13 protein-coding genes are annotated in these 13992 nt (G+C 36.9%); 6 read left to right on the forward strand and 7 right to left on the reverse strand.

The genetic code is table 11. The features are described 5' to 3' along the window. Positions 1–71: 71 nt before the first annotated feature. Positions 72–662, reverse strand: a complete 591-nt coding sequence (locus BOQ64_RS23595) for a hypothetical protein (protein ID WP_228448087.1) — start codon at positions 660–662, stop codon at positions 72–74. 389 nt (positions 663–1051) lie between these two features. Here BOQ64_RS23595 and BOQ64_RS02420 point away from each other — a divergent pair, with 389 nt between their 5' ends. The 6 genes from BOQ64_RS02420 to BOQ64_RS02445 all read left to right on the forward strand — a co-directional run bounded on the left by BOQ64_RS02420 (position 1052) and on the right by BOQ64_RS02445 (position 7392). After that, positions 1052–1885, forward strand: coding sequence for a sigma-70 family RNA polymerase sigma factor (locus tag BOQ64_RS02420; RefSeq protein ID WP_164975727.1), 834 nt, complete (start codon positions 1052–1054; stop codon positions 1883–1885). A gap of 45 nt (positions 1886–1930) precedes the next feature. Then, positions 1931–2512: an FMN-dependent NADH-azoreductase gene (locus BOQ64_RS02425; RefSeq protein WP_129056337.1), complete on the forward strand. Its 582-nt coding sequence runs from the start codon at positions 1931–1933 to the stop codon at positions 2510–2512. Between the two features lie 2 nt (positions 2513–2514). Further along, positions 2515–2871 (forward strand): nuclear transport factor 2 family protein, encoded by a 357-nt coding sequence (locus BOQ64_RS02430; RefSeq protein ID WP_129056335.1) that lies wholly within the window; start codon positions 2515–2517, stop codon positions 2869–2871. A 165-nt stretch (positions 2872–3036) separates the two neighbouring features. Beyond that, entirely contained in the window at positions 3037–3420 is a 384-nt protein-coding gene (locus BOQ64_RS02435; protein ID WP_129056333.1) for a nuclear transport factor 2 family protein, read from the forward strand. Between the two features lie 119 nt (positions 3421–3539). Then, positions 3540–6350, forward strand: a complete 2811-nt coding sequence (locus BOQ64_RS02440; RefSeq protein ID WP_129056331.1) for a TonB-dependent receptor — start codon at positions 3540–3542, stop codon at positions 6348–6350. A 4-nt stretch (positions 6351–6354) separates the two neighbouring features. After that, complete coding sequence (locus BOQ64_RS02445; RefSeq protein WP_129056330.1) at positions 6355–7392, forward strand: phytase; 1038 nt, start codon at positions 6355–6357, stop codon at positions 7390–7392. 539 nt (positions 7393–7931) lie between these two features. On the opposite strand, the gene BOQ64_RS02450 is transcribed toward BOQ64_RS02445, so the two are convergent. The 6 genes from BOQ64_RS02450 to BOQ64_RS02475 all read right to left on the reverse strand — a co-directional run bounded on the left by BOQ64_RS02450 (position 7932) and on the right by BOQ64_RS02475 (position 13670). Beyond that, positions 7932–8654, reverse strand: a complete 723-nt coding sequence (locus BOQ64_RS02450) for a sterol desaturase family protein (RefSeq protein ID WP_129056328.1) — start codon at positions 8652–8654, stop codon at positions 7932–7934. Between the two features lie 235 nt (positions 8655–8889). Continuing rightward, entirely contained in the window at positions 8890–9072 is a 183-nt protein-coding gene (locus BOQ64_RS02455) for a hypothetical protein (RefSeq protein WP_129056326.1), read from the reverse strand. Between the two features lie 24 nt (positions 9073–9096). Next, a complete protein-coding gene (locus BOQ64_RS02460; RefSeq protein WP_129056324.1) occupies positions 9097–10458 on the reverse strand; it encodes a S41 family peptidase in 1362 nt (453 codons plus the stop codon). A 6-nt stretch (positions 10459–10464) separates the two neighbouring features. Further along, on the reverse strand, positions 10465–11205 hold the full coding sequence (locus BOQ64_RS02465) for a hypothetical protein (protein WP_228448089.1): 741 nt from the start codon (positions 11203–11205) through the stop codon (positions 10465–10467). Positions 11206–11369: 164 nt separating this feature from the next. Continuing rightward, positions 11370–12296: a T9SS-dependent choice-of-anchor J family protein gene (locus BOQ64_RS02470; RefSeq protein ID WP_129056322.1), complete on the reverse strand. Its 927-nt coding sequence runs from the start codon at positions 12294–12296 to the stop codon at positions 11370–11372. A 75-nt stretch (positions 12297–12371) separates the two neighbouring features. Further along, positions 12372–13670 carry a hypothetical protein gene (locus tag BOQ64_RS02475; protein ID WP_129056320.1) on the reverse strand — a complete coding sequence of 433 codons (1299 nt, stop codon included), beginning with the start codon at positions 13668–13670 and terminating at the stop codon, positions 12372–12374. Between the last annotated feature and the right edge of the window lie 322 nt (positions 13671–13992).

Consider the following 13992-nt stretch of genomic DNA (forward strand, 5'->3'; position numbering starts at 1 on the left):
TCATTCAAACCAACTAATAACCATGAGCCGCATTGAAATGATTTCAATGCGGTTTTTTTATTGATTAGGTTTTAGCCCATCAAAAAATCTCTTATCATTTTTGAGCTCTCACCAGGAGCTCTCAGAATAACTATTTCTCCAGATTCGTCTGTTGTGATATGACCTTTAAAGGCATCAGGCATTCTTTCGTACTGCTCGTTTACCTGTGCTAACAGTTCTCTGAATGAAGGATAATTGTATTTTTCTACTAGAAAAGGAAGGGCATTTTTCCCTCTCAGCAATTCATATTCCTGATAATTATAGGGAGTGGTTACTTCTCTTTTTGCCAGTGAAGTTTTCATTTTATCAACCAGTTTTCCGATCTCTTTTTCTTCTGCAAACTGGGCCCATCCACGCAAAGCATATACTTTCATGTCTAGATACCTTTCTTTTTTACAGGCCATTTCAAAGAATGAATGAAGTTCAGGATATTTGTGATCATACAGTAATTTCAGAATTTTATTCCGGTATGAAATCTCCTTGGTTGTTGTATAAATGCGGACCAGATGATTAGAGTTTTCAGCTGTAATATTCTTAGAATTAAGATCAAATAATGCTTTTTTATAATCAGGATGTCTTTCCTTCGCATTTTCATCTATCAAAATTTCCGGGAATGAGTTCATATTTGGATAATTATATCTATGCAAATTGGGAAAAATAATTTACAATTCTGTATGGGAAGGATGATTTTAGGTTCTAGCTAAAGCCCTTCTTATTATTTTGCTCTCGCAGATTTTGCAGATTACGCGGATTTTTATTTATAGAATAAGAAAGATCTTCGAATTTCAATAAGATAGGTTTTGGCTAAAGCCAATGGAATTTTTAATTTATTTGACCGGCCGGCCGGGCTAAAGCCCGCCCTATTGATATTGATATCCGAATGGATAATTAGATGATTGATAATAGTTGTTTAACTACAAAAACTTTAAACTTTAAACTTTTTACTTTTTACTTTTTACTTTTAATAATTCGTCACGTTTTCTTCACTAAGTTTGTCTTAAAAAGAAATATCATGCAGGAAAATTACAACAGGCTGCTTACCTATGCCTATAATATTACCGGTTCTTATGAAGATTCTCAGGATTTGGTACAGGATGTAATTGAAAAATATATTTCTTTAGATAAATCTGAGATCCGGAATGAGACCAATTTCCTGATCAAAAGCACCATTAATCATGCGATTAATTTTAAAAACAGACACAGCAAAAAAATGGTCTATGGGGAATGGCTTCCCGAACCTCTTTCTTTTGAAAATGCAGAAAACAAATTGATTAAGGAGCAAACAGCCCGTTATACCCTGCTTGTCCTTTTAGAAAAACTGAACGCCAGAGAGCGTGCGGTATACATTTTAAAGGAAGCCTTTGACTATTCCCATCAGGAGATAGCAGAAACCCTTGATATCTCAGTGGAAAATTCCCGAAAACTACTGAGCCGTGCAGGAAAACAATTACAGGATATAAAATACAGACCTGACAGCATAAATACTTCTGGTCACACTGATATTCTCCAGCAATATCAAATGGCTCTAAGCGAAGGAGACATTCCCAATATTGAAAAACTGCTTATTGATGAGATCAGACTGTCTGCAGATGGTGGAAAACGCGTTCGTGTCATCAAAGCGGTAGAAGTTGGAAAATCTGCTACAGCACAGCTTCTGGTCTATGTACAACAGCAGTTTTTGGGCAAAAAGCCTCATACTTTTCATATATTTAATCATCAGCCTGCCATCTGTTTCTGGCAGGACAACCGCATTTATAACTGTCACATCCTGGATATTGATGCTGAAGGCATGATTCGTGAAATTTATTCTATTGTAGACCCTGAAAAATTAAAAAGGCTGCAATAATCTGTCACGTTTCAGAAGTGCAGTGTGTCTTTAAAGAAAAAAAGAATGAACACACTTCTAAGAATCGACAGCAGCTTAAGAACAGAGCAATCCTATTCGCGAACATTAGGTAATTATTTTATTCAACAATGGAAAACGAAGAATCCGAAGGGAATTATCATGGAAAGAGACGTTACCAAGCAACTTATTCCCCACATTACCCAACAGACCGTGAATGCATTTTTCAGTGAAAATCCTGACACAGAAAGCATCCATTTATCTGATAGACTGATTGATGAGCTATACCAATCTGACGAAATTCTGATTACCTGTCCCATGTACAATTATGGAATTCCATCTTCATTAAAAGCTTATTTTGACAGCGTTATCAGAACCAAGAAAACATTTACAGGAAATACTTCTCTTAAAGGACTACTTGAAAATAAAAAGGCTTATATCATTTCATCAATGGGTGGTATTACTCCCGGAACACAAAATCCGTTGGAAAATCACCTTACTCTGCTATTAAATCACATAGGAATTACCGATATCAGTTACTTCCCATTGAATGGCACCGCGGTAGATGAGCTCAGCAATCCAGAGAAAATAGCTTTACAACAATCCGAAATTTTAAAACAACTCAATTAATTATGGAACAGATTAAACAAGCCATTGAACAATTCATCAAAGGTGGCGACAATAGTGATACAGTTCTTTTAGAAGAAATACTTCACAAAGATTATCAGAATATTCAGGATGGATTTTTTGATAAACCGGGAATTTTCATCATCCCAAAACAGGAATATATCGGTTTAGTACGGGATAAAACATTTGGTGGAAAGCCCCGCCAGATCACCTATCATTCTGTAGAACAGAAAAATAATATCGCGTATGCCCAAGTTTCTCTTGAAAGCTCAGCGTTGCGGTTCTCTTCCCTTATCACCTGTGTTCACGAAAACGGCAAATGGCAAGTGATTACCAATATTCCTTCTATAGAAACCAAATAATTTTGATGCTACGAATGCACGAATAAAATTACGTGGATAAAACTTATTCGTGAATTCGTGGTTAATTATAAGAATCTTTTATGATTATTTTTTCAGTAAACTGTTTACAAATGTTATCGTTTGTACATCAATTTCAGTTATAATTTTGTGTCAAAACAAAACATTATGAAACATATTATCCAAGAGGTTTTCAGCAATATTTTAGAAAACCCGGTATTTGATTTATCATTCATTGAAAAATACTTCTCAAAAGACTATATCCAGCTTGTAGACCACACTCAACTCAATTATGAAGAGTTCATTCTGCACATCCAGAAGTTGAAAGAAAAAGTTGCCGAGCAAAAGATTACGATCCTTAACTACGCTGAAAATGGAAATATCATTTTCACCCATCATATAGCAAAATCAGTATTGAAAGATGGTACCGTTGTGAAACATAAAGTACTGGCAGAATTCACCATTCAGGAGGGTAAGATTATAGGATGTGATGAACTGACCTTACTATTGGAAGGTAACCAAACTGAAAAAAATTTAGGTTCTGAAATGTGATAAATCTCTGCATTCCGGCTCCAGTATTAACAAATCTTAAAACAACGTTAATTTTAACTTCAACCCTTTATCCAAACAGTCGTTTAATTTTGTTGTGATTTTTATCTAATTAAACGAAAGTGAAGAAAATTTTTACATCTGTTTTATTTTGTGCTTCTCTATTTTTCTATGCACAAACCGGAACTCTTTCCGGAAACATTAACGACGACTCGAAAATTGCCCTGCCGGGAGCTAAAATCTCCTTAAATCCGGGTAATATCTACACCACTTCCGATGAACACGGAAATTTTGTATTTCTGAATGTTCCACCGGGAAATTATACCATGAAGGTAGATTATCTGGGCTATGGTACTCATCAGTATGAAGTGATGATAGCCTCTGAAAAAAATACCCAGCAGAACATTATTTTCAATAAAAAGGAAACAAGTATTGGTGAAATTGTGGTTTCAGGAGCTACATTAAAGAATCAGGCCAGAGCTTTGAACAAACAAAAGAACAACTCCAACATCACCAATGTGATCTCAGCTGATCAGATCGGACGTTTTCCGGATGCCAATATTGGAGATGCCTTAAAGCGTGTTCCCGGGATTACCATACAGAACGATCAGGGAGAAGCCAGAAACCTTATCATTAGAGGTCTTGCTCCTAATCTGAACTCTGTCACCTTAAATGGAGACAGAATTCCTTCTGCGGAAGGAGATAACCGTAATGTTCAGATGGATTTGATTCCTTCCGATATGATCTCTACTATTGAGGTTAATAAAACCCTTACTCCGGATATGGACGCCGATGCTATTGGTGGCTCTGTGAACTTGATTACAAGGGCTTCTCCTAACGGACGAAGAATTTCTGCAACCTTAGCAGGTGGATACAATCCTATTCGTGAAAAAGGAAATTATACTGCAGGATTGGTTTATGGAGACCGTTTTTTAAACAAAAAACTAGGTGCAGTATTCAGTTTCTCTTATAACAACAATAATTTTGGATCAGACAATATCGAACCTGTATGGAGCCAGGCTAACGACAAGGCTCAGACGGTTTATGTAAGCAAAATGGGCGTTCGTCACTATAACGAACACCGTATCAGACATAGTTTTGATCTGAATATGGATTATGAATTCAATTCTAAGAACAAAATCTATGCTTCTGCCATGTACAACTTCAGAAATGATAAGGAAAACAGATTTGCTCTTGGCTATAAAATAAAACCGGTTTACAATGCTGATGAATCTGAAATTATTGACTGGAAAGGAAGTATCACAAGACAGAATAAAGGCGGAGACGCCGCTAATGACAATACCCGTCTTGAGAAACAGAAAGTTCAGAATTATGCCTTAAGAGGAGAACATTTACTTGGTTCCAAGGTAGATCTTGACTGGTCTATGAATTACGCAATAGCCAGTGAAGACAAGCCTCATCAACGTTATATTGAATTTGAGAACAGTAAGATGAGCTTTTCGCCGGACCTGAGTGATCCCAGAAAACCAATGTTCAATCTTCTTGCGGCAGATAATCTGGGAAACTATAAACTAAGTGATCTTTCTGATGCCAACAGCTTCACTCAGGAAAAAGAATTTGGTACTAAAGTGAATGTACGTTTTCCTTTTTCTGTAATTGACGGTCAGAAAGGAAGACTTCGCACCGGTGCCAGAATCCGTTTGAAAGAAAAAGAAAGGGAGAATGACTTTTATGCATTCACACCTACGAGCAGCATGGGAAGCCTTCTGTCTGTGCCTACTCTATATCTTGACGGGCAAAATTTTCAACCTGGGAATTATGTTCCGGGAGCATTTGTTGATCCGGCTTATTTAGGTGGATTAGATCTGTTTAATCCTGCCTTATTCAATGGAAAATCGAAGCCTTCAAAATTTCTTTCCAATAATTACAGTGCCAAAGAGCAGATTTATGCAGGATATATCCGTTGGGACCAGGATTTCAATGATAAACTCTCCATGATTGTGGGAGCTCGTGTGGAAACCACCAAAATTGATTATACCGGAAATTACGTAATGAATGAAAAAGACCTGGTTGGAAAAATCAATAATACCAATACGTATACGAACGTCCTTCCGAATTTGTCTTTCAAATATGTTCCGGTTCAGGATCTTGTGCTTCGTGCAGCCTTTACCACTGCCCTTGCCCGTCCGAACTATTACTCATTGGTGCCTTATCTTAACGTTATTTCAGAAGATGAGATTGTATCTGCAGGAAACCCTAGCCTGAAGGCAACCTACTCTTATAATTTTGATTTCATGGCAGAAAAGTACTTTAAGTCTGTGGGAATTCTTTCCGGAGGGATCTTCTATAAAAATCTGAAAGACTTTATTTATACTTTCTCCAGAAGAAATTATACAGCGAATGATTTCGCCAACGACTTTGCAGGGCAATCCAACCCTATTCCGGCAGGTGAAAGCAACTGGAAATTCACCCAACAACGCAATGGAGATAATGTAAGTATCTATGGTTTTGAAGTGGCTTTACAAAGACAGTTAGATTTCATTCCCGGAGCATTCTGGAAAGGTATGGGAGTTTATGTTAACTACACCTATACTCATTCCAAAGCTAAAGGAATTACCAACGATGAAGGTACCGAAAGAACAGATGTAGGATTTCCGGGAGCAGCACCTCATATGTTCAACGGATCGCTTTCATGGGAAAACAAACGTTTTTCTGCAAGAGTTTCTATGAACTACGCCTCTCATTACATTGACGAACTGGGTGGAAAGTCTTTTGATGACCGTTATTATGATAAACAGTTTTTCCTAGATGCCAATGCTTCTTACAAAATTACAAGCAAGCTAAGAGTTTTTGCTGAAGCCAATAATCTTACCAATCAGCCGTTAAGATATTACCAGGGTATTCCAAGCAGAACTGCACAGGCAGAATACTACAGACCCAGATTTACCATGGGAGTGAAATTTGATTTTTAAGAACATGAAGAAGATAATATTTTATATCGCAGCACTTGCTGTTTTCCCTTTTGTAATAAGCTGCAAAGGGCAGAATAAAGCCGTAGAAAAATTAAAACCAACCGTTATTACGGAAACCGTAGTTCATGATACCGATGATCCTGCGATATGGATCAATCCCAAAGATGCCTCAAAAAGTATCATCATTGGAACAGATAAAGATACAGATGGCGGTTTGTATGCTTTTGATCTGAATGGTAAGATCACCCATAAAGTTTTAGGACTTAAACGCCCCAATAATGTGGATATTGAATATGGTTTTGTTCTCAATGGAAAAAAGATAGATATCGCAGCAGTTACAGAACGTGAAACCAATAAAGTAAAATTTTATGCTCTTCCTGAACTGAAAGAAGTTGGAGAAATATCGGTATTTGAAGGAGAAACAGAACGTGGACCGATGGGAGTTTCGATGTATAAAAACCCGAAAACAGGAGATATTTTTGTGATTGCAGGAAGAAAATCAGGGCCGAAAGACGGTTATTTATGGCAATATAAACTTTCCGAAAAGAATGGAAGTATCACTGGAGATGTTGTCCGCAAGTTTGGAAAATACAGTGGTTTAAAAGAAATCGAAAGTATTGCAGTAGACGATGAACTGGGATATATCTACTATTCTGATGAGCAGTTTGGAGTTCACCAATATTATGCAGATCCTGAGAAAGGAAATGAAGAACTTCTTGTTTTCGGACAAGGTGATTTTACATCGGATGTGGAAGGAATTTCTATCTATCCTACTTCCAAAGGAAAAGGGTATATTTTGGTTTCCGATCAGCAGAATGACTCTTTCAATGTCTATCTTAGAGAAAATCCGGCAAAAGGAAGAATTGCGGCCATCCCGGTTTCTACTCTTGAAAGTGACGGATCTGAAGTTATTAACGTTAATTTAGGCCCTCAATTTCCGAAAGGAGTTTTTGTAGCCATGAGTAACGGAAGGGTTTTTCATATGTATGACTGGAGAATTATTGAGGAAAGAATTCAAGCTGCCATTAAAGCAAAACAGTGATTTTTAAAACACAAATAACACTAATTTTCTCACCAATAGCACAATGATTCTGTATCAGAATTAATGAATATTTACAGTTAAATTTGTGTTTAAGTAACAACATTAAACCATTAGGATTAATAAGGGTTTACAAGGAGTTAAGATAAGTTTCACTTGAAGGTTAAAATTTACCTAACATCAAAAGATCTCATCTTAATTTTCTTATCCTCTTCAAAAATCTTAATGGTTTATTTTTTTAGCTTATTTTTTCAACACGAATAACATTAATGCTTTCACAAATAACATTATTCTGTTCTTCAGTATTAGTGGAAATTTGTGTTTCTATTGGTGATATTTGTGGTTACTCCAGTAAGTTTTTTTAGGTTGGAAGACGCTAAAGCGCAAAGAATTATTAATAACGCATATTTTTAAGGTGCAAGAGAATCAAAGATTCTCAGCAAAAAATATTCGTGGATTCGTGGTTATTAAAAAGTCTTTTGAGAGTCTGCGTAATCAGCAAAACCTGCGAGAGAATTTATCCGCTAAAATAACCTACTCTCCTATTTGTAGGTTCCAAACAGCCTGTCCCAGATAGAAGTATAAAATCCAAAATTCTTCGTTTCATCCAGATGGTGCTGGTTATGGAATCTTGTAGTTCCTACAAAAAATTTATCTGACCAGGCAGGAAAAAACTCTCTGTTCAGATGTCCTATAGTTCCCCAAATGAGATTGATGAACAGGTAAATAGAAATGGAAATGACTGAAAAATCATAACACAGCAATAAGACCAGCATCATCAATCCAAAACCTATGGTTTCAAAGGGATGAAGAACAAAAAGGCTCAGGTAATTGGTGCTTACATGCTCATGGTGCTTCCCATGGATCATTTTATATACAAAAGGTAAATGGGCAGCATAGTGAAAGAAATACATGAAAAGGTCCATTAAAAGAAGCAATACGATCACTTCCAGACCGATTTTTATTACTGATTGGGTATTCCCTAACTCAATCCAACCGTTCTTCCATAAAAAAGCACCTATCAGCATTACAAAACTGTTACAGACTACAGTAAAAAGGCTGAGGTAGAAATCTGATGCAGAAACAGGATGATCTTTTTCCTGCAATGGACTTTTACGGCATGTTTTATCAATAAAGAGATACAGTCCGATTGAAAATAAATACAAAAAGATATTACTGATCAGGCTGAAAACCGACCACTGTGGCCAGGAAAACTGCCAAAAAACATTCAAATAATCGGAAAGTACAGTCTCATTAGCATTCATAAAGCCATCATCTTTCAACTTGATGCCATAAATGTATGAATTTTGGAATAAAATAAGGAAAGAAAGCCAATGTAAAGAATCAGATCATTCTTTTCTTTAAAAAGGCTGTTATGCGGTCTAAAAAACCTGATTAAGTACTAAAAAGCACATTACTTCTGTCTCGTTTTTCTCTTAATTTCCCGGAGCCTCACCGTTAACTTTCTTCTCAGATCATTGTGATATGCCCTATATTTTCTTATGCTTTCTTCAAGATTTTTTTGTTTGTAAGGTATTCTTCATACAAATTACTCAATTCAGCAATCTGTGTAGTGACATCTGATGAACGGATTTCGGAATCATCTGCTGCTTCTATCAGAAAGCGGTAATATTCTATACGACTGGTTAGACTGGTATGGAGTTTTGGTTCTATTCCCTGCATGGTTTTAGTTTTTCTTTTTTAATGTCAATACTTATATTGTAAATCCTTTCCCACAGATATAGGTGGAACATCGCTCTGGTATAAAATTTTTACTCCTTCAACAGCTCCTTTTTGATTTTCAGATTTAAAATAGTTCCCATTTAAAACAGAAGAAATCAAAGTTTCATCAGGATGGCCTAAAGGTAATAAAGGAAGCACAGCATACTCATTCACTGTAACTTGTGGCAAAATCCCATTACTGTATTCTCCTGAACCATTGGCATTAAATACTTTATAAATTACCGGATGCATCTGCCATCGGATTTTTTGAGGCTTACGTTTATCTTCTACCGTAAATCCTGCCATATCTTTTCCCAGAGTAACATCTCCTACCTGAATAACCTGCATATAAGGTTTCAGATTATTAATCACTATTTCCGCCGCAGAAGCTGTACTGTTTGAAGTTAAAACATATACTTTATTCAGCCCTAAAGCATTTGTGCGCAAGGTGTTAAAATCAAGAGCTTTCGGATCATAGGCAATCTGTTGAGAGAATGTTCTTTTTACTTCACCACCATTTTTATTTCCTTTAAAAATAATAAACGGAGAGGCAGATGATATTCCCGAAGGGATCAGGGAGCAAAGAGCCGCTGCTGCAGATACAGACCCACCATAATTGTATCTAAGATCCAGAATCAATTCCTGTACTCCGGCAGCTTTAAACTCTGCAAATTTCTGGCTGAGCTTCTGTGTCATCCCGTCCGGAAAATCATAGATATACAGATAACCTGCCTTTTTACCGTTTTTTTCAAATATTTTGGACAATAGCGGCTGTTCAAAAGATAATCCATAATATACCTTAATCTCCTTTTCATCGGTAACAACGTAATTATTCCAACTTCCAACAGTAAGATCCAGCACTGTGAGGTCTTTCATGGTTGATGTGATAGACTCAGCGTTACTTGCTGTCACTGTTTTCCCATTAATCTTGGTAATAATCATGCCGCGTTCAAGCCCTGCATTGAATGCCGGAGAGTCTTTAAGAACTAATTTAATAACGGTTACCACTTGTCCGTTTGCCCGCTGAATAACCGTATAATCAAAACCATACATATTCCGGATTGAACGTGGATAGCTGGATGGGTCCCCGGTATTTACAATAAAGGAAAAACGGTCCTGAGGAGCCAGCAGACTCTTAAAAAATTCTTTTACAGGAAGATGATAATCCGGTTTGGCAGGCATCTGATCCGCCCAGTAATAATACCGTTTCAGGCTGTCCTGTACCCAAAGATTAACAGATTCTGTACTTCCCTCAGGAAAAACAGGAGCATTATCATCATTATTATTTGCACAGGAAATAAGAAGGATAATAATGGTGATGAATTGAAGTTTTAAAAGTTTTCTCATTTCTGATTATAAATATTCTGCCACATCAATATCTCCTTTTACTACCCATACTCCATTTTCTGATTTTTCCTGCAGCACGATCATATTGGCACCCATATCCTGTTTTATTTTCACTTTAATGATTGCAGATCCTGCATAAGGTTCGGTAGTTCCAGGTTTGTAGAGTTCCAGGTATACAGGAGCTGCAGTACCAAAGGAACTGTAAATCTTCACCGGGGTAAAGCTATCTTTTCCGATATTATCAAATTCTGCCAATACCGCTCCGTTTTCTCTTTTTAAAACACCTTTTACATTTTTAAGGGATGATCCTGAAAATTCACCCAGATTCGGGAAAATAAATTCAAAACCTATTTTTCCAAAATTAACCTGTGGTTTTACAGCCTCAGCCTGCAGGAAAATTCCCGGAAGATTAAAGAAGTATAATTTTTTATACTCTTCTACATTATCATAGGTAATATTGTACTTTGCAACTTCCTTTCCTGTTTCGTTATTATATATTGCCAGCCTGTTGGTCTCTCCCTGATCCAGCACAAACTGAAGCTTGGTTTCTATTTTATCGGTATACGAAGTTTTTCCGTCAATAGATACAGGTTCTCCGTTAAACCTCAGCTGAAGTACATCCGGTTTAGAGAATCCTTTCACGGTTACTTCTCCTGGTTTTTGTGCTACATCATATTTCTCCAATACTGTATTATCTGTACAGGAAAACAATATGATACATAATAGCAGTGCAAAGATCTTATTCATCTTTTATATTATTTTGAACTTAAAAAATATTGCCCTACCCATTGTGCAGGGCAATACAACATTATAAAAAAACTAGTTGGATATGTTCTGGATAACCTTCTGTTATCCATTATTGTATATTAAAATTTCATGTTTTGTCTCATGTTCAGTTTAAAGCAGAATGTTTATTTTTTAATGAAATTCAAACGTTCTGTAGTTTTTCCATCAGTCACTTCCACTATGTATACCCCTTCTGATAACCCTGCTACATTGATTAATCTTGAATACTGAGTGGTAAGGACTTTCTGCCCTGCTGCATTATAAAGATCAACTGTTGTTTTATTTTCTTTTAATGCCGGATTAAGTTGTAGCTGTAAGTATTCTTTTACAGGATTTTCTGCAATTTTCGTCAGAATTTCTTTCTTTTTTACATCCTTTGTGCTCAAGGTATTTGATGTGGCATAAATAGCCATTTCATCAATATTGATATTCATGATATTATTTCCGGCAGCATTTCTGTTGGCCCACATTCCAATATAAATCTTCTTTCCTGCAAAAGCCGAAAGATCTACAAGACTTTCTACAAACTGAGTAAGGTCTGCAGGGAAAGGATTTAATGATGAACCCACCTGTATTTTATAGGCACTTTGCAGATAATTTCCTGATCCGTCTACCGTCATGGCCTGGAAATCTGCTAAAACAGGAACCGCTTTTTGAGGAGTACTTACATAAATATAAAGATCCCGGCTCACGATAGTATGAGAAGTTCTCTGTCTTCCAATAGAAGAGGTAAGCGTGATGGTCCCTGATGCATTTGTAAGGTCAATCTGAGGAGAAATAATCCAGTCATCTTCACCTGTAAACCCATTTGCACTTCCTGTGGGAACCAGGTTTGTAGAATGTCTTAGAACTCCGTTACTTCCATAGGTTAAAGAAGTTCCATTGTGATAAATATTAGGTCCTTGAATCCACCCGTTATTGTTGCCGTTCAGATCATGGAATGTCCATCCCTGAAGATCAGCAGAAGTATCAAAACTATTTCCCCATACCAGAGATTGTGCTGTAGCCAGCTGAGATAAAAATAGAACAGATGATAAAATTATTTTTTTCATGATACTGATTATTAAGATTTTTAAAAGAAAAAGAAGCAGGGAATGGATATAAGCCGTCCCCTGCTTTTATAGGTTTTAGTTTACAATGGCAAAATTGTATTTTGTCCAAGTTCCCTGGAAATTTCCACAGTTTCTTGGAGATACATTCCAGCTTCCTTCGTTAAAGAATGGCTGGTTCATACCCCATAATGCAGCTGTACTTCCTGTAAGAAGGTTAGCTGTTGGGATTCCTGCTGTACCAGTTCCTGTAACAGAAGTTGTAAATCCGTGCACCTGAATAGAAGCAAAGTTTGAAGCTGAAGAAAGCTCAGATCCTGCATTTTCTACTTTAATTCCTACAGGGTATCCTGTTACTACAGCGTTGTTTAGAGTTAACTTACCATGTCTTCTGATATGGATACCGTTTTCGTAAGCAGCACCCTGTCCTGCTGAACCGTATTTAGCTCCAATAATAGTAAGGTTGTTGATAACAGGGTTTGTGATTAATGCAGTAGGTGTACCTGTAGCATTGTTATCAAGCTCAATACCGTTAGAATCCGGGCTTCCACCACTTACTGTGTGAGATGAGTTATAATCTGCTAAAGAAAGAGCACATGTAATAGTTCCTGTATATCCGTTGTCAAAGTCAAAATTATCATCTTCTGCAGCAAAAGAAATCAGGTTGGAAGCATTTACTGTTCCTCCGAAGAACTCGAAAGAATCATCCTGTCCATAAGATACCTGGATGTGATCTAAAGTAGTACCGTTTCCAACACCTCCTAAAGATAAAGCGTTCACTTCGTTACCGGAGTTAGCTCCAACAAAATCATACCCGGCAAACTCGATACGTACATATTTCAATGTTCCTGCATTGTGAGAAGGGTTTGTTCCACCGAAAAAATAATCCTCACCTGTTAATCCTTCAATAGTTGTTGTAAAAGGTACATTGGTAGGTGCATCACCTAAAAGGATTACCCCACCGAAATCTCCAGGAGTTGCTGTTGTATCCTCATTTCCGTCCAAAAGTTTATAACTTGTAAAAACAATAGGCTGAGCTTCAGTTCCTGTAGCGTTAATTTTACCTGTTTTGGTAATAACAAGGATTCCTGAACCTTCTCCTATAGCATTAGGTTTTGCTTTGATAAAAGTACCAGGCTGAATCGTAAGTGTTGCTCCGTTTTTAACGGCTACAGTACCATCAATTTCTATGACACCACTCCAAGTTGTATTGGAAGTGATAGGCCCACTTACTGTAGTAACAGGAAGTGCAGAAGCTGTAAGATACTCAGCTGAAGTAGACTTCATTTCAAATGGAGTTGAAGAATCTGCTAAATGATCGTTTTGGCAAGCTGTAAGAGATAATGCAGCAGCTGCAATTAGAGTTAATCTTTTCATTGTTATAATTTTTGATAGATCCGGTTATTGATGTTTATGACCGGAAGTTTTTAATATTCAGAAATATCCGCCTCTATATTTCTGCGATTTGGTTATTGTTTTCATCCTACAGACCAGGAGGAGCTGAACTGTCTGAGTTCCCTGTTTATCCACTATTTTCCGGGACAAGGCAATAGTGTCCGGTTTTAGATTGATCCGGTACTGCTGTGCGCATCATCAGTATTGTTCCGAAGCTTTTTTCAGGATTCCGTAACCTGTACACTTCTATATAGAGAGCTCTTTTTATCTTCAAAAGCCGGAAGCTCAGTACATCCGAAACCTC

The sequence above is a fragment of the Chryseobacterium sp. CH25 genome, from assembly GCF_004119455.1.
Taxonomy (GTDB): domain Bacteria; phylum Bacteroidota; class Bacteroidia; order Flavobacteriales; family Weeksellaceae; genus Chryseobacterium.